The following is a 16,325-nucleotide window of genomic DNA, read 5'->3' on the forward strand; positions in this document are numbered from 1 at the left end:
ACATGAGCGAATACGATGTCGGAACGCAATCGCTGAAGCTCGAACGCGAAGGCCCGATCCTGTGGTGCCGGATCGATCGTCCGCACGCGCGCAACGCGTTCACCCCGGCGATGTACTTCGGGCTGAAGCGCGCGGTGCGCCTGGTCAATTCCTTCGCCGAGCCCTGCGCGCTGATCATCACCGGCACCGATGACGTCTTCGCGCCGGGCGGCGACCTGGGCGGACGCTATGAGCCGGGGGACGAGCCTGTGCCGGCCGGCCTGACTTATGAAAGCCTGCCGTTCCTCGCGATCCGCGAAAGCAACGCGCCCGTCGTGGCGGCGGTCAACGGCATCTGCCAGGCGGGCGGGCTGCTGGTGGCGATGATGGCCGATGTCGCCGTCGTTTCCGATCGTGCGACCTTCCGCGTGCCCGAACTGCTGCGCGGCATCATCGACGCGACTTATGCCGCGACGCTGCCTGCGCATGTCGGGCTGGCCCAGGCGCGCGACCTGCTGCTGACCGCGCGCAAGATCGACGCGGCCGAAGCGCATCGCATGGGGCTGTTTTCGCGCCTGGTGCCGCACGCGGCGCTGCGCGTGGAAGCGGTGCGTGCCGCTTGCGAGATCCTGCGCACCGCGCCCGAGGCGCGCGCTCACACCAAGCGGATGCTCAATCAGCAGTACGGCACGATTGATTACGAGACGATGTTCGCTTCGCTGGCGTTCGGGCGCGAGCCGCGCGAAGGAATGCGCGCCTTCATGGAAAAGCGCGAGCCTGACTGGATTCCGCAGGACTTGCCCGGTTGAAAGGTTGTCTGGAAATATGCCGAGAGGCACATGGCGACACCGGCCCACGCCCCCATCCGGCCTCCCACAGCGTATCATTCCGATGGGAGGCCGGGCGGGCGCGTGGGCCGGTGCCGCATAAGAAAAGCGCTCTTCGGCGCATTTCCAGACAAACCTTCAAAGCCGGGTCGATCCCCGCACCCAGGCTTGCGCCACTTCGCGCAAGAGTTCCCTGTCGCTGCCGAGATGCTCCGCATCGTCGCAATCGCGCGTGGCGATCAGCACTGCGGGCTTGAGCCGCGCATCGAAACGCAGGCCGCAGCGCGCGCCGTTCTGCCAGATGACGCGGCCGAACGCCTCGAAATCCTTCCACAGGAGCAGGGCATCCTCGCCGATGCGCACGGGCGCGCCGATCCGCAATCGGGCGCCTTCAAACGACAGGTCTTCCAGGATCGCCTTGGATTCGCCGTGCAGCAGCACCAGCTTGGCCGGCAGGCGCACGCGCAGGCGGCTGTAGCTGCGCCGGCCGCATACGATCGTTTCCGAAACCGCCTGATCCATGCCGCCACGATAGCGCCATCAGGGCTAGCGATGCCTTGTGGCGCGTCTAGGGGAACTTACGGGGCGCCGAAAACGCGCGCGACCGGCCAGCCGCTCAGAATCCGGCCTCGTTCCGCAGCCGTGCGAGAATTTCCGACCATACCCGCCGGCAGTTCGCCGGGCTGATGTGGGCGGGGCCCGAAGCGCTTTGTATCGTCGCGTCCGAAGGATCGTCCAGCCAGTTGAACATCGTCGCGATCGCCGCGCGCGCGATCGCCTCGTGATCATGGCGCGAAAGCTCATCGGTTTCCTTCACGGCCTTGGCCACTCTATGCGCAAGGGGCATTGCCAGCTCCAAACCAGGGTCGGGGTCGGTTCTGGTTAAGGAATTCGGCACGCGGGGCAAAGGCATGGGCCGTTGCGAAGCTGCCTTATCTGGGTATATTTACGCAAAAGATCGAGGTCGTTCGATTTATGCCAGAAGCTTCGGTCCATGCGCGGGCATTGGCGGCGCTGACCGAAGCCATCGCCTTGCTCGATGACGTCGGACTCGCGATCGCGGCGGCGCATGTGGCGGCCGCGATGGCCTGCGTGATCCGGGCCCAGGCTGAAGCGGCCCGGACCGGCGGCGGCTTTCAGGAAGAACCGGGTTCCAAAAACACTTGATCCAGCTTTTCCGAAGCGATCGCGGTCAGGCTGTACCAGTCCTCGTCATCGGCGTCGCGCCGCACGCCAATATAACCGCGATCAAGCAGGACATTGAGCCAGCGCCTGACCAGACTGGGCGGGACATGCGTGGCCTTTTCCAGATCGCCGGTCTTTACCGCGCCTTGACTATTCCGCAGTTCAAGCAGGATAATCCACGCCGGGTCATAAAACAGATCTTCAGAGAAGAGCTGGCTTCGCCGTTCGTAAGTGCGAAGTACCAATGCCTCAACGGGCGTCCCGACTACGCCGATATGCATCGCCCCTCATCTCCCTGAGCAGGAGTTCATTTCTTGCTTTTGAGCTCAAGATAATTGATGTTTTGGCCAGCTTTGTCAATATATGCGCCCTGATCGCGCCAACATGTTCCATGCCGGGACATGCGTGCGGACAAGCGCACGCCGATCGCGCCAGCGCCTGCCGTTTCCATGAGAAACGCCGAAAAGTCTTGGAGGCCCGAGCCGGAATCGAACCGGCGTATACGGATTTGCAGTCCGCTGCGTCACCACTCCGCCATCGGGCCATCCGGGGGCGTATGCCTGTAGGGAAAGCGCCCCTATCAACCCAGGACGCGGTGCGCAATCGGATTCGGGTGGATTCAGGTGAGGCGTTCGAACTCCAGCCGGCGCTGGGCGGGACTGGCGCTGGCCAGGCGGACGCGGATGGTGTCTCCCGGTACGTCGTGGTTGGCCGGGACGGTGGCCACGATCGGCAGGTCCGCCAGCTGGATGCGCGCCTGGCCCTGGTTCACGTCGGTGATCGTCGCGGCAAAGTCGCGGCCGACGAAATTGGCGAGCATCGCGGTTTCGGCAAGGTCGATCACCGCGCGTTCGATCTGGCCGTCGCGGTTGGCGGCGCGCGCCATGACCTTGGGCAGGCGCTCGAACGTGGCGGAGACGTCCTGGGGCACCGGCTGCCCGTTGGCGATCGCCAGCACCGCGCGCAGCACATAGCGATCGGCCAGGCGCCGCAGCGGCGCGGTGGCATGGGCGTAAGGCGCGGCCAGCGCGGCGTGCCAGGGCAGTTCACGGGGCGTGTAGGGGCGATAGGTTGCGCCGCGCCCGGCCCGGCGGACCGCCAGCATGAAGGCCGCTTCGGCGGGCCGCGTGCCGTCCAGCCGGCGTTCGAACTGGGCGAGCGGCATTTCGGCCGGCCAGCGCAGCCCGAAAGCCTGCGCGGTCGCGCGCAGCCCCGCTTCGGCGGCGGCATCGGGCGCGGCCATGACGCGGAACAGCCCGGTTCCGGCATCGAGCATGGTTCTGGCCACCGCCAGATTGGCCGCGAGCGAAAGCGCGGCGTTGCGCGTCTCTGAGAGGAGCAGTGGCCGGAAGGCCAGCGTGAAGCCGCCCGTGCCGTTCGGTTCGAGCTGCTGTTCGGGCGGATCGACGCGCGCGGCGCCGCGCCGGTCTTCCGCCCGGCCGATCCGCGCCGCCAGGTCGGCGAAGCCCGGCGGCAGGTCCGCCTCGCGCACGGTTTCGTAGGCCAGCTTGGCGCGGCTGCGGATCAGCGCGCGTTCGGCGCCGTCCAGCCGCGCTTCGCCCGCCGGATCGATCCGCGTCGTCAGAATGATCGCGGGCCGATCGCCATCGGGCAGCAGGCTGGCCGCGCCTTCGCTCAGGCTTGCCGGATAGAGCCCGGCCTTGCCATCGGGCAGGTAGGAGGTGGTGCCGCGCGCCCATGCCTCGGCATCGATCGCGTCGCCGTCGCCCACGAACCAGGGCACGTCGGCGATGGCATAGTGCAGCAGCCAGTCGGCCCCCGCCGCCTCGATCGCGAAAGCCTGGTCGAGATCGGTCGATTCGGCCGGGTCGAGCGTGACGAAAGGCAGGGCGGTGCGGTCCGCATGGGCACCGGGCCGGCGCTGCGCGGCCGCATCCGCCGCTGCCTGCACGGGCGCGGGAAAGCCGCCCGGCACGGCGAATTCCTCGCGAATCCGGGTCAGCCCTTCGGCAAGCAGCATTTGCGGATCGTGCAGGGCCTTCATCGCGCTGTTGGAGCCGATTGGTACGGCGAAGGCAAGATTGGCCCTTGCCATTCCCGCCATGCCGCGCGCTATAGCCAGCGCGGTCCATCGCCTTTCAGGAGCATCCCCGCATGAAGACTCGCGCCGCCGTCGCTTTCGAAGCGAAGAAACCGCTGGAAATCGTGGAGGTCGATCTGGAAGGCCCGAAGGCGGGTGAAGTCCTGATCGAGATCATGGCGACGGGCATCTGCCACACCGATGCCTACACGCTCGACGGGTTCGATTCCGAAGGCATCTTCCCGTCGATCCTGGGGCACGAGGGCGCCGGCGTGGTGCGCGAGGTAGGCGCGGGCGTGACCAGCGTGAAGCCCGGCGACCATGTGATCCCGCTCTACACCCCCGAATGCCGCCAGTGTAAGTCATGCCTGTCGGGCAAGACCAACCTGTGCACCGCGATCCGCGCCACGCAGGGGCAGGGCCTGATGCCGGATGGCACCAGCCGGTTCAGCTACAAGGGCCAGACGATCTTTCACTACATGGGCTGCTCCACTTTCTCGAACTTCACCGTGCTGCCCGAGATCGCCGTCGCGAAGATCCGGGAGGATGCGCCGTTCCAGACGAGCTGCTACATCGGCTGCGGCGTGACCACCGGCGTGGGCGCGGTGGTGAACACCGCCAAGGTGCAAGTGGGTGACAATGTCGTGGTCTTCGGGCTGGGCGGCATCGGCCTCAACGTGATCCAGGGCGCGCGGCTGGCCGGCGCGAACAGGATCATCGGCGTGGACATCAATCCCGACCGCGAGGAGTGGGGCCGCAAGTTCGGCATGACCGACTTCCTCAACTCGAAGGGCCTGAGCCGCGAGGACACCGTGGCCCGGATCGTCGCGATGACCGACGGCGGCGCGGACTATACCTTCGATGCCACCGGCAATACCGAGGTCATGCGCACTGCGCTCGAAGCCTGCCATCGCGGCTGGGGCACCTCGATCATCATCGGCGTGGCCGAGGCGGGCAAGGAGATTTCTACCCGCCCGTTCCAGCTTGTCACTGGCCGCAACTGGCGCGGCACCGCGTTCGGCGGCGCCAGGGGCCGCACCGACGTGCCCAAGATCGTCGACATGTACATGACCGGCAAGATCGAGATCGATCCGATGATCACCCACGTCATGGGGCTGGAAGAGATCAACACCGCCTTCGATCTGATGCACGCAGGCAAGTCGATCCGCAGCGTGGTGGTCTACTGATGGAAACCCTCTCCACCACGCGCGCGCATGGCGGCACGCAGGGCGTCTATCGCCATGCTTCGGTGGAAACGGGAACGGAGATGACCTTCTCGGTCTTCGTGCCGAACCATGCGCCGGACGCGAAGCTGCCGGTGCTGTGGTATCTTTCGGGTCTCACCTGCACTCACGCCAACGTGACGGAGAAGGGCGAATACCGCATGGCCTGCGCGGCGCACCGGGTGATCCTGGTGGCGCCGGACACGTCCCCGCGCGGCGCCGAGGTGCCCGATGACGAGGGATGGGATTTCGGCAAGGGCGCGGGGTTCTACCTCGATGCCACGCGGGAGCCCTGGGCCAGGAACTACCGGATGCGGTCCTATATCGAGAAGGAACTGCCGGCGCTGATCGCCGCGCGGTTTCCCGCCGACATGGGCCGGCAAGGCATCACCGGCCATTCGATGGGCGGGCACGGCGCGCTGACGATCGCGCTGCGCAACCCGGGCCGGTTCCGTTCGGTCTCCGCCTTCGCGCCGATCGTCAGCCCGCTGAACTGCCCGTGGGGCGACAAGGCGCTGGGCGGTTATCTCGGGTCCGACCGGGCGGCGTGGCGCGAATACGATGCCTGCGCGCTGATCGCGGACGGCGCGCGGTTGCCCGACCTGCTGGTCGATCAGGGCGGCGCCGACGGGTTCCTTGACGAACAGCTCAAGACGCATCTGCTGCGCGAGGCTTGCGCCGCCGCCGGCCAGCCCGCGACGATCCGTATGCAGCCGGGCTATGACCATTCCTATTACTTCATTTCCAGCTTCATGGCCGAGCATGTCGGCTGGCACGCCGCGCGGCTGAAGGGGTGAGCCGGGCGGATCGCATTGCGGCGCTCATCGCCGCGGCGGGGGCCTGCGAAGGGCCGCTGCTGCCGGTGCTCCACGCGGTGCAGGCCGAATTCGGCTGCATCGACCGCGAGGCCGAGGCGCTGATCGCCGATGCGCTCAATCTCAGCCGCGCCGAAGTGCACGGTGTCGCCAGCTTCTACCATGATTTCCGCGCCGAGGCCGACCCGCGCCCCGAAGTGCAGCTTTGCCGGGCCGAGGCGTGCCAGGCGCGCGGCTGCGAGGCGCTGGTGCCGGCGGCCGAGGCGGCGGCGGCCGGGCGCGTGCGGCTGACCACGGTCTATTGCCTCGGCCTGTGCAGCGTGGGGCCGAACGCGCGGATTGGCGATACCCTGCACGCACGGCTGGACGAGGCCGCGCTGGTCCGCCTGATCGAGACGGCATGACCACGGTGCGCCTTTCCGACGATGCGCTGGCGATCGCTTGCGGGGCCGATGCGGTGGCGGATGCCTTCGCGGCGGCGGGCTGCGCGGTCGAGCGGGTTTCGAGTTGGGGAATGCACTGGCTCGAACCGCTGGTGGAGATCGCCGGATTGGGCTTTGGCCCGGTCGCGCCGGCCGATGTTCCGGCGATTCTCCACGGCGCCAGTGATAAGGCGATCGGGCCGATCGCCGAGCATCCGTTCATCGCCCGCCAGCAGCGGCTGACGTTCGCGCGGGCGGGGCGCACCAGGCCCCTCAGCCTGGAGGACTACGCCGTGACCGGCGGCTGGGCCGGGCTGACCCGCGCCCGCGCGCTCGCTCCTGGGGACGTGATCGGCCAAGTCATCCAGTCGGGCCTGCGCGGCCGGGGCGGAGCGGGCTTTCCCACGGGCGTGAAGTGGAAGACGGTGGCCGAGGCGCCGGGCAGCCGCAAATATGTCGTCTGCAATGCCGACGAGGGCGATAGCGGCACCTTTGCCGACCGGATGCTGATGGAAGGCGATCCCTTCGCGGTGATCGAGGGCATGGCCATCGCCGCCCATGCCGTGGGCGCGCAACGCGGCTATATCTATGTGCGCAGCGAATATCCGCACGCGATCGCCAAGCTGAACCGCGCGCTGGAGATTTGCGCGCCGATCATCGCGCCATGCCGCATCGAAGTGCGCGTGGGCGCTGGCGCCTATATCTGCGGCGAGGAGACGGCGATGCTCGCCTCGATCGAGGGCAGGCGCGGCGAAGTGCGGGCCAAGCCGCCACTGCCGGCGATTTCCGGGCTGTTCGGCTGCCCCACCGCGATCAACAACGTGCTCACGCTCACCGCGCTGCCGCATATCATGGCCGAAGGCGGGGCGGAGGAATACGCGCGGCTGGGGATCGACCGATCGCGCGGCACCAAGCCGATCCAGCTCGCCGGCAATATCCGCCACGGCGGCCTCTACGAGACCGCCTTCGGCATCACCCTGCGCGAGTTGATCCACGAGATCGGCGGCGGCACCGCCAGCGGGCGTCCGGTCAGGGCGGTGCAGGTGGGCGGGCCGCTTGGCGCCTATATCCCGCCCGCGCAGTTCGACCTGCCGTTCGATTACGAGGCTTTCGCTGCCGCCGATGCGCTGATCGGCCATGGCGGCGTGGTGGTGTTCGACGATACGGCCGACATGCGCGCGCAGGCCCGGTTCGCCATGGCGTTCTGTGCCGCCGAAAGCTGCGGCAAGTGCACGCCGTGCCGGCTGGGCGCGGTGCGCGGGGTGGAACTGATCGACCGGATCGCCGCGTCAGCGCGCCTGCCCGATCCGGTCGGCGCGCTGGCGCAGATGCACAATGCCCCCAAAGTGGCGCGCACGCGCGATCAGGATCTCGCGCTGCTCGACGATCTGTGTGAAACCATGCGCTTCGGTTCGCTTTGCGCACTGGGCGGGTTCACGCATTATCCCGTGCAATCCGCGCTGAAGCATTGGCCGGAGGATTTCGCATGATCTTGGGAGCGGTTCTGGCGGGCGGGCTTTCGACCCGCTTCGGCAGCGACAAGGCGCTGGCCGAGTTGCACGGGCATACCCTGCTGGCGCACGCGGTCGATCTGCTCTCGGGCTGGTGCGAGCATGTCGTCGTGGTGGGCCGCGCGATGGCGCCGGCGCCGACCCTGCCCGACTGGCCCGGCCCGGGCGGCGGGCCGTTGGGCGGACTGGCCGCCGCGCTGCATCACGCCTGCGACGAGAATTATGCGGCCGTGCTCTCGTGCGGGGTGGATAGCCTCGGGCTGCCCGAGGACTTGCCGGATCTGCTGTCTCCTCCGCCGTCCTATGTCGCTTCGCAGCCGGTGATCGGCCTGTGGCCGGCGGCGGCGGCCGGCGCGATCGAGGAACTGCTGTTCAGCACGCGCAAGCATTCGATGCTGGGCTTTGCCGACATGATCGGCGCGCGGCCAGTGAAACTTCCCGCCGATCCTGCTAACATCAACACCCCCGCCAATCTGGCGGCTGCGGAGAGACGCCGTGGGCTATGAACGCCAGCGCGATTTCGGAACGCCCGAAGTCAGCGCGCCAACGCAAGTCGCGCTGACCGTGGATGGCCGCGCGGTAACGGTGCCCGCCGGCACCAGCGTGATGCGCGCGGCGGCGATGAGCGGCGGCGCGATTCCGAAGCTGTGCGCCAGCGACAACCTGGCCGCATTCGGTTCGTGCCGGCTGTGCCTTGTCGAGGTCGAGGGGATGCGCGGTACGCCGGCAAGCTGCACGACGCCGGTGGCCGAGGGCATGGTCGTCCACACCCAGACCCCGCGTTTGCAGAAGCTACGGCGCGGGGTGATGGAACTCTACATTTCCGATCACCCGCTCGATTGCCTGACATGCTCGGCGAACAACGATTGCGAATTGCAGGACCAGGCCGCCGCCGTCGGCCTGCGCGACGTGCGCTATGGCTATGAGGGCGCGAACCATCTGGCGCAGCCGGCCGATGCATCGAACCCCTATTTCGATTTCGACCCGGCCAAGTGCATCGCCTGTTCGCGCTGCGTGCGCGCCTGCGACGAAGTGCAGGGCACGTTCGCGCTGACCATCGCGGGGCGCGGCTTTGCCTCCATGGTCTCGGCCGGGCAGGCGGGCGACGATTTCCTGTCGAGCGAGTGCGTCTCGTGCGGGGCCTGTGTGCAGGCCTGCCCGACCGCGACCTTGCGCGAGAAAACGGTCAAGCAGATCGGCAAGCCCGAGCGCGCGGTCGTCACCACTTGCGCCTATTGCGGCGTGGGCTGCACCTTTCGGGCAGAGATGCGCGGCGAGCAGCTGGTGCGGATGGTGCCGTGGAAGGACGGCAAGGCCAATCGCGGCCATTCCTGCGTCAAGGGCCGTTTCGCCTGGGGCTATGCCCACCACCAGGACCGGATCACCACGCCGATGATCCGCGACGCCATCACCGATCCGTGGCGCGAGGTGTCCTGGGACGAGGCGCTGGCCTTCACCGCCGGCAAGCTCAAGGCGATCCGCGACCGATACGGCGCGCGGGCGCTGGGCGGCATCACTTCCAGCCGCTGCACCAACGAGGAGACCTTCCTCGTCCAGAAGCTGGTGCGCGCCGGCTTCGGATCGAACAACGTCGATACTTGCGCGCGGGTCTGCCATTCGCCGACCGGCTATGGCCTGAAGACCACGTTCGGCACGCCGGCGGGTACGCAGGATTTCGACAGCGTGATGCAGGCAGACGTGATCCTGGTGATCGGCGCCAACCCGACCGACGCGCATCCGGTCTTCGCCAGCCGGATGAAGCGGCGGTTGCGCCAGGGCGCGAAGCTGATCGTCATCGACCCGCGCCGGATCGATCTGGTGCGCTCGCCGCATGTGGAGGCGGCGCATCACCTTGCGCTCCAGCCCGGCACCAATGTCGCGGTGCTGACCGCGATGGCGCATGTCATCGTCACCGAGGGGCTGGTGGACGAGGCTTTCGTGCGCGAGCGCTGCGAGGTCGACGCCTTCGAGGAATGGGCCCGCTTCGTCGCCGAGGAACGGCACAGCCCCGAAGCGCTGGAGCCGGTGACGCGGGTGCCGGCGGCCGACCTTCGCGCCGCCGCCCGGCTCTATGCCACGGGTGGCGAAGGCCGTAGCGATGTTTCGCGGAGGCCCAAAGTAAACGCTGCGATTTACTATGGGCTCGGCGTCACCGAGCATTCGCAAGGCTCATCCACGGTCATGGCGATCGCCAATCTCGCGATGGCGACCGGCAATATCGGCCGGCCGGGCGTTGGCGTGAATCCCTTGCGCGGGCAGAACAACGTGCAGGGATCGTGCGACATGGGCAGCTTCCCGCACGAGCTTTCGGGCTATCGCCACATCTCGGACGCCGCCACGCGCGCGCTGTTCGAGGCGGACTGGGGCGTTTCGCTCGATCCCGAGCCGGGCTTGCGCATTCCCAACATGCTCGATGCCGCCATCGACGGCAGCTTCCGCGCGATCTACATCCAGGGCGAGGACATTCTCCAGTCCGATCCCGATACGCGCCACGTCGCGGCGGGGCTGGCGGCGATGGACTGCGTGATCGTCCACGACCTGTTCCTGAACGAGACCGCGAATTACGCGCATGTCTTCCTGCCGGGCAGCACGTTCCTGGAGAAGGACGGCACTTTCACTAATGCCGAGCGGCGCATCCAGCTCGTGCGCAAGGTGATGGAGCCGGCCAATGGTTTCGCGGACTGGCAGGTGACGCAGGCGCTGGCCAACGCGCTGGGCCTCGGCTGGACCTATACGCACCCCAGCGAGATCATGGACGAGATCGCGCGGCTGACGCCGAGCTTCGCGGGGGTTTCGCACGCGCGGCTCGATGCCGAAGGTTCGCTGCAATGGCCGGTCGATGCCGCACATCCCGATGGCTCCCCGGTGATGCACGTCGATCATTTCGTGCGCGGCAAGGGGCGCTTCGTCGTCACCGACTATGTGCCGACCGACGAGAAGACCGGGCCGCGCTTCCCGCTGCTGCTGACCACGGGCCGCATCCTCAGCCAGTACAACGTCGGCGCGCAGACCCGGCGGACGGCCAATTCGGTGTGGCATGTCGAGGACGTGCTGGAAATCCATCCCGCCGATGCCGAGAACCGGGGCCTCAAGACCGGCGACTGGGTCCGCCTCGCCAGCCGCAAGGGCGAAACCACACTGCGCGCCGAAGTGACCGACCGGGTGGCGCCGGGCGTGGTCTACACCACGTTCCACCATCCCGAGACGCAGGCCAACGTCGTCACCACCGAGTTTTCCGACTGGGCGACCAATTGCCCCGAATACAAGGTGACGGCGGTGCAGGTCACGCCGTCGAACGGGCCGAGCGACTGGCAGGAAGACTATGCCGCGCTTTCCGCGCGCGCGCGCCGCGTGGTCCCGGCCGAGGCCGCCGAATGAGCGATACGCCTGAACGCCTGCGCTACATGGCCGACCAGATCGCCCGCAACTTCGCCGCGCAGGGCGAGGACCGGGCGATCGCCGCGACGGCCGAGCACATCCGCCTGTACTGGGACCCGCGCATGAAGGCGCGGATCATGGCCGAAGATCGCACGCACCTCTCGCCCGTGGTGGCGGCCGCGCTGGAGCGGCTGGAGCGCGGTCTGGCATAGGGCTTCGCCATGGCGAGCGACCTTTGCCCCTCGCCATGGCGATTGCCGGTTCAGGCGGCCGAGCTGTTCACGCCCATGCTGGCAAGATAGCGCTTCACGTTGCGCGCGGCCTGCCGCAGCCGCTGCTCGTTCTCCACCATGGCGATGCGCACGAAGCCCTCGCCATCCTCGCCATAGCCGACGCCCGGCGCCACCGCGACTTCGGCATGGGTGAGGAGCTGCTTGGAAAATTCCAGGCTGCCCATGTCCTTCAACGCCGGGGGCAGCGGCGCCCAGGCGAACATCGATGCCTTGGGCGGCGGGATTTCCCAGCCGGCGCGGCCGAACGCCTCGACCATCACGTCGCGGCGCTTGCGGTAAAGCTCGCGGTTGCGCTCGACGATGTCCTGCGGCCCGTTGAGCGCGGCGCAGGCGGCAGCCTGGATCGGCGTGAAGGCACCGTAGTCGAGGTAGCTTTTCACCCGCGTCATCGCCGCGATCAGGCGCTGGTTGCCCACCGCGAAGCCCATGCGCCAGCCAGCCATCGAATAGGTCTTCGACATCGAGGTGAATTCCACCGCGACATCCTTCGCGCCGGGCACCTGCAGGATCGAAGGCGTCGGGTTGCCGTCGTAGTAAAGCTCCGAATAGGCAAGGTCCGACAGCACCCAGACCTTGTTCTCCTTGGCCCAGGCGACGAGCCGCTCGTAGAACGCGAGGTCCACCGTCTCGGCGGTCGGGTTCGAGGGGTAGTTGACCACGATGATCGAGGGGCGCGGCACGGTGAAGGCCATCGCCCGCTCCAGCGAGCGCCAGTATTCCTCGTCCGGCGTGGTCGGCACCGAGCGGATCGTCGCGCCGGCGATGATGAAGCCGAACGTGTGGATCGGGTAGCTGGGGTTGGGCGCCAGCACCACGTCGCCCGGCGCGGTGATCGCGGTGGCAAGGCTGGCGAGCCCTTCCTTGGAGCCCATCGTCACCACCACTTCGCTCTCGGGATCGAGATCGACGCCGAAGCGGCGCGCGTAATAGTTCGACTGGGCGCGGCGCAGGCCGGGGATGCCCTTGGACTGCGAATAGCCGTGCGCGCCGGGCTTCTGCGCCACTTCGCACAGCTTGTCGATCACATGCTGCGGCGGCGGCAGATCGGGGTTGCCCATGCCAAGGTCGATGATGTCCCTGCCCGCCTGGCGTGCTGCGTGCCGCATCGCGTTGACTTCGGCGATGACATAGGGCGGCAGTCGCTTGATGCGGTAGAACTCGTCTTCCATGACTTCAGATATCCAGTTTCGCGGCGGAATGTGCCGCCAGCCTTCCTGTAGAAGATTACAGGCCATGCGCAAATGGGCCTTCGTTCGGCGCCTGCAAGACTTTTGGGGATTGCAGGCGCAAAGAGTCAGGGGGCTATGTACCGGGACGCGGAAACCGCGCTTCGTTTCGGCGCAGCCATGCGGCGGTGAGGGTGAGCGGTAGCAGCCAGCCGGCCCAGGCATTGCAGGAATAGAACAGCACGAAATGGCGGCCATCGGCGAGCAGGGCCCAGAGCGCCAGGAACACGCGGAAGAACACCGCGCCCGATGTCACCGCCAGCATCAGCAGCATGGCGGCGCGATGCGCGGCGACTCGCCCCAGCAGGATATTGCGGATGCCCAGCGCCAGCAGGGCCAGCCAGACACTGGCCTGCGCGGTGAAGCCGGCCGCCGACCAGGGGCTGATCGGCGCGATCCAGGCGACGGGATAAGCGGTCAGCCCGGCCAGCGCCACGTCGGCCGCCGCGATCGCGCCCATCGGCCGATGCCAGCGCGGCTGGCGGCGCAGCAGGAAGGCGGCCGGCACCAGCACCAGCGCCAGCGCGCCAGTGAACATGTGCACCGGGAACAGCAGCGGCAAGTGTTCCACCTTGATCGTCAGGCTTTCGGAAAAGTCCTCATGATCGAACGTCTGGAACAGCGCGGTGCGCGCGACAGTCATTACAAACCAGCCGATCGCTGCTAGAAGCGCAAGGCGCATCACGCGCAGGGTCAGGGTGCCGCCCGGCATCGTTCGTTTTCGGGAAACCCACATGAGCGTTTCATCCCATTCCAGATCCCGCCTGTCGATCACTTCGCGCGAGGGCGCCGGGCTGCTCGCCGTCGCGCTCGCGCTGCTGGCCGTCGCGCCGCCGGGTGCCGCCGCGACGGGCGGCTCGCCCTATTACGGGCGCTGGACCGTCGCGGACGACGAGGCGGTGTTCTCGTCCAGGGGCGTTTTGTACAAGAGCATCGACATCGCGCCTTGCGGCAAGGACTTCTGCGGCGTCAGCGTGGGGGAGGGCGGGGCCTGCGGGCCCACGCTGTTCCGCTTCCTGACCAGGCACAAGGATGGCGAGACGCGGCTGTCCGGCCATGGCAAGTGGGGCAAGGCGGTGAAGAACATCGAGATTGATTTCTACCGCGAGGAATCGATCCCCGGCGGCCGGATGCTCGACCTGAACCTGGGCGACGGGCACGATTTCACCGGCCGGGACGGCAGTATGCCCAAATATTCGGCCAGCTATCGCCCCGTTGGCGAGCCGCGCTGCACCGCGCGTTGAAGCGCGATTCAGCGGGCCTGAAGCACAGCGGCGCCGGCCCCTTTTCCCGTCCCATCGTTCCGCCGGAAGGGGGCTCGACAGGCCGGCCGGGGCGCGCCAGACAGGGGCGCGACGAAGGAGTTTCATCGAAATGGCACGCGACGCGGCGACGCAGACCGAACCCACCGCCTTGCTGACCGATCTGCTGCGCGGCCAGGCCGCGGCCACGGCCGGGCTGTTCGGCCAGCTCGTGCCCGAAACAGGCACGGCCGGGGGCGAGGCGGCGACGCAATGGGCCGAAGTCGCCGGGCGGATGCAGGCGATGTGGTTCGATTTCCACGCGGAACAGATCGCCTCGGCCCCCGCGCATTATACCGACCCGATGAAGTGGATCGCCACGGGCGAGGCGGTGCTGCGCCAGTTGCCGCTGGCCAATCCCGAAAACCAGCACAAGCTGTGGGAAGATACCCTGGCTTTGTGCACCACGGTGCTGGGCGCCTATGGCATCGGGCCCAAGGCGGAGGAAGCCCCGCGCGAGGCGCCCGAGCTGCCGCGCAAGGATCGCCGCTTCGCCGCCCCCGAATGGCGCCGCCAGCCGTTCTTCGCGCTGCTGCATCAGGTCTACCTGATGCTGTCCGAACACGTCGTCGACATGGCCGAGGCGCTGGAAGGGCTGGAGCCCGCGCGCAAGCGCCAGCTTGTTTTCGCCACGCGGATGCTGCTCGATTCGCTCAGCCCCTCGAACTTTCCGCTGACCAACCCGGTGGCGCTGGAAAAGGCGGCCGAGACCAAGGGCGAAAGCCTGGTGCGCGGCATGGAGCACCTGCTGGCCGACATGCGGCGCGGCCAGCTGACCCACACCAGCGCGGAGGCGTTCCGGCTGGGCGAGAACATCGCGGTGACGCCGGGCAAGGTGGTCCACGAAACGCCGCTGTTCCAGCTCATCCAGTACACCCCCACCACCGACAAGGTGCTCAGGACGCCGCTGGTGATCTTCCCGCCGTGGATCAACCGCTTCTACATCCTCGATCTCAACGCCAAGAAGAGCTTCGTGCGCTGGGCGGTGGAGCAGGGCGTCAGCGTGTTCATGGTCTCGTGGAAGTCGGCCGATGCCTCGATGGCCGACATGCTGTGGGACGATTACGTCGCCGCGCAGATCGAGGCGATCGACGTCGTGCGCGCCCGGCTCGGCGTGCCCGCGGTCCATGCCATCGGCTATTGCGTCGCGGGCACGACACTGGCCGCCACGCTGGCGGTGCTGGCCCGCCGGGGAGAGGCCGCCAAGGTCGCCAGCGCGACCTTCTTCACCGCGCAAGTCGATTTCGAGGAGGCGGGCGACCTCAAGAACTTCGTCGACGACCAGCAGATCGAGGCGATCGCCCGCCTGGCCCCCGAGGGCTTCGTCGACGGGCGCTATCTGGCGGCGACGTTCAACATGCTGCGCGGCAACGACCTGATCTGGAGCTATGTCGAGAAGAACTACCTGAAGGGCGAGGACTATCCGGCGTTCGATCTGCTTTACTGGAACGGCGATGTCACCAACCTGCCGCTGCGCTGGCATCAGGACTATCTGCGCGATCTCTATCGCGACAATCGCCTGGTCGTTCCCGATTCGCTGAATGTCGGCGACACGCCGATCGATCTTCGGCGGATCGAGACGCCCTGCTATATCCAGGCCGGGCGCGAGGATCACATCGCCCCGCCCGAAAGCGTGTGGAAGTTGACGCGCTACCTCAAGGGGCCCAGCACTTTCGTGCTCGCCGGCTCGGGCCATATCGCCGGCGTGGTCAATCCGCCCAGCTCGGGCAAGTACCAGTACTGGACGAACGATGGCCCGGCCGAGACGCTGGGCGAGTTCGTGGCCGGCGCGGTGGAGCATCCGGGAAGCTGGTGGCCGCATTGGCGGGCCTGGCTCGAGTCGCGGGATCCCGCCCTGGTGCCCGCGCGGGGCAAGCGGCGACCGGGCGGGCGCGGCGACAAGGCGATCGAGGATGCGCCCGGCCGCTATGTGATGGAGCGCTGAGGCGGCCGGTCCCGGCCCCGGAACAGCCTGCGGCATTTTTTGCTGCACTGCAACATAATCGCCTTGACTCCGCTAGGGCGGCGCACTATTGTGCATTGCAACATGGCTGACATAACGGCCGTGTAAATCCATTCTAAACAGCCGGCAAAACGGCGACTCCGCAGGACTTGGGCTCATGG

At 67.6% G+C, this 16,325-nt stretch carries 17 protein-coding genes and 1 tRNA gene; 11 read left to right on the forward strand and 7 right to left on the reverse strand.

Translation table 11 applies throughout. From position 1 onward, the window contains the following. The first annotated feature begins 2 nt into the window (after positions 1-2). Positions 3-788, forward strand: coding sequence for an enoyl-CoA hydratase/isomerase family protein (locus tag PYV00_RS11735; protein WP_275228453.1), 786 nt, complete (start codon positions 3-5; stop codon positions 786-788). A 156-nt stretch (positions 789-944) separates the two neighbouring features. On the opposite strand, the gene PYV00_RS11740 is transcribed toward PYV00_RS11735, so the two are convergent. Together PYV00_RS11740 and PYV00_RS11745 are read right to left on the reverse strand one after the other, a co-directional pair. Further along, positions 945-1,328 carry a PilZ domain-containing protein gene (locus PYV00_RS11740; protein ID WP_275228454.1) on the reverse strand — a complete coding sequence of 128 codons (384 nt, stop codon included), beginning with the start codon at positions 1,326-1,328 and terminating at the stop codon, positions 945-947. A 94-nt stretch (positions 1,329-1,422) separates the two neighbouring features. After that, the gene (locus PYV00_RS11745; RefSeq protein ID WP_275228455.1) at positions 1,423-1,623 is read right to left on the reverse strand and encodes a hypothetical protein; all 201 of its coding nucleotides are present in this window, start codon (positions 1,621-1,623) and stop codon (positions 1,423-1,425) included. A gap of 188 nt (positions 1,624-1,811) precedes the next feature. Here PYV00_RS11745 and PYV00_RS11750 point away from each other — a divergent pair, with 188 nt between their 5' ends. Continuing rightward, entirely contained in the window at positions 1,812-1,973 is a 162-nt protein-coding gene (locus PYV00_RS11750) for a hypothetical protein (protein WP_275228456.1), read from the forward strand. Here PYV00_RS11750 and PYV00_RS11755 read toward each other — a convergent pair. From PYV00_RS11755 to PYV00_RS11765, 3 genes are all read right to left on the reverse strand, one after another. Next, a complete protein-coding gene (locus PYV00_RS11755) occupies positions 1,943-2,272 on the reverse strand; it encodes a MarR family winged helix-turn-helix transcriptional regulator (protein ID WP_275228457.1) in 330 nt (109 codons plus the stop codon). The genes PYV00_RS11750 and PYV00_RS11755 overlap by 31 nt on opposite strands. Positions 2,273-2,461: 189 nt before the next feature. Then, a tRNA-Cys gene (locus PYV00_RS11760) sits at positions 2,462-2,535 on the reverse strand. A 75-nt stretch (positions 2,536-2,610) separates the two neighbouring features. After that, positions 2,611-3,996 carry an RNB domain-containing ribonuclease gene (locus PYV00_RS11765; protein WP_275228458.1) on the reverse strand — a complete coding sequence of 462 codons (1,386 nt, stop codon included), beginning with the start codon at positions 3,994-3,996 and terminating at the stop codon, positions 2,611-2,613. A gap of 110 nt (positions 3,997-4,106) precedes the next feature. Here PYV00_RS11765 and PYV00_RS11770 point away from each other — a divergent pair, with 110 nt between their 5' ends. Genes PYV00_RS11770 through PYV00_RS11800 form a run of 7 tightly spaced genes read left to right on the forward strand, consistent with a single transcriptional unit; the run spans position 4,107 to position 11,593 of the window. Then, on the forward strand, positions 4,107-5,219 hold the full coding sequence (locus PYV00_RS11770; RefSeq protein WP_275228459.1) for an S-(hydroxymethyl)glutathione dehydrogenase/class III alcohol dehydrogenase: 1,113 nt from the start codon (positions 4,107-4,109) through the stop codon (positions 5,217-5,219). Further along, positions 5,219-6,052, forward strand: coding sequence for an S-formylglutathione hydrolase (fghA, locus tag PYV00_RS11775; RefSeq protein ID WP_275228460.1), 834 nt, complete (start codon positions 5,219-5,221; stop codon positions 6,050-6,052). The genes PYV00_RS11770 and fghA overlap by 1 nt, the downstream gene beginning before the upstream one ends. After that, the gene (locus PYV00_RS11780) at positions 6,049-6,474 is read left to right on the forward strand and encodes an NAD(P)H-dependent oxidoreductase subunit E (protein ID WP_275228461.1); all 426 of its coding nucleotides are present in this window, start codon (positions 6,049-6,051) and stop codon (positions 6,472-6,474) included. The genes fghA and PYV00_RS11780 overlap by 4 nt, the downstream gene beginning before the upstream one ends. Beyond that, entirely contained in the window at positions 6,471-7,982 is a 1,512-nt protein-coding gene (locus PYV00_RS11785; protein WP_275228462.1) for an NADH-ubiquinone oxidoreductase-F iron-sulfur binding region domain-containing protein, read from the forward strand. Before PYV00_RS11780 ends, PYV00_RS11785 begins: the two co-directional genes overlap by 4 nt. Then, the gene (mobA, locus tag PYV00_RS11790; RefSeq protein ID WP_275228463.1) at positions 7,979-8,509 is read left to right on the forward strand and encodes a molybdenum cofactor guanylyltransferase; all 531 of its coding nucleotides are present in this window, start codon (positions 7,979-7,981) and stop codon (positions 8,507-8,509) included. The genes PYV00_RS11785 and mobA overlap by 4 nt, the downstream gene beginning before the upstream one ends. Then, positions 8,499-11,381 carry a formate dehydrogenase subunit alpha gene (gene fdhF, locus PYV00_RS11795; protein ID WP_275228464.1) on the forward strand — a complete coding sequence of 961 codons (2,883 nt, stop codon included), beginning with the start codon at positions 8,499-8,501 and terminating at the stop codon, positions 11,379-11,381. The genes mobA and fdhF overlap by 11 nt, the downstream gene beginning before the upstream one ends. Next, positions 11,378-11,593 carry a formate dehydrogenase subunit delta gene (locus PYV00_RS11800; RefSeq protein ID WP_275228465.1) on the forward strand — a complete coding sequence of 72 codons (216 nt, stop codon included), beginning with the start codon at positions 11,378-11,380 and terminating at the stop codon, positions 11,591-11,593. Before fdhF ends, PYV00_RS11800 begins: the two co-directional genes overlap by 4 nt. 50 nt (positions 11,594-11,643) lie before the next feature. Here the strand turns inward: PYV00_RS11800 and PYV00_RS11805 are convergent, their stop codons facing one another. Further along, positions 11,644-12,843, reverse strand: coding sequence for an LL-diaminopimelate aminotransferase (locus PYV00_RS11805; RefSeq protein ID WP_275228466.1), 1,200 nt, complete (start codon positions 12,841-12,843; stop codon positions 11,644-11,646). Positions 12,844-12,976: 133 nt separating this feature from the next. Then, positions 12,977-13,612 carry a DUF2306 domain-containing protein gene (locus PYV00_RS11810; protein WP_275228467.1) on the reverse strand — a complete coding sequence of 212 codons (636 nt, stop codon included), beginning with the start codon at positions 13,610-13,612 and terminating at the stop codon, positions 12,977-12,979. Positions 13,613-13,634: 22 nt separating this feature from the next. Here PYV00_RS11810 and PYV00_RS11815 point away from each other — a divergent pair, with 22 nt between their 5' ends. Both PYV00_RS11815 and PYV00_RS11820 read left to right on the forward strand, forming a co-directional pair. Further along, complete coding sequence (locus PYV00_RS11815) at positions 13,635-14,144, forward strand: hypothetical protein (RefSeq protein ID WP_275228468.1); 510 nt, start codon at positions 13,635-13,637, stop codon at positions 14,142-14,144. A gap of 130 nt (positions 14,145-14,274) precedes the next feature. Then, the gene (locus tag PYV00_RS11820; protein WP_275228469.1) at positions 14,275-16,146 is read left to right on the forward strand and encodes a PHA/PHB synthase family protein; all 1,872 of its coding nucleotides are present in this window, start codon (positions 14,275-14,277) and stop codon (positions 16,144-16,146) included. Positions 16,147-16,325 lie beyond the last annotated feature (179 nt).

The organism is Novosphingobium album (ex Liu et al. 2023) (genome assembly GCF_029076845.1).
Classification (GTDB): Bacteria; Pseudomonadota; Alphaproteobacteria; order Sphingomonadales; family Sphingomonadaceae; genus Novosphingobium.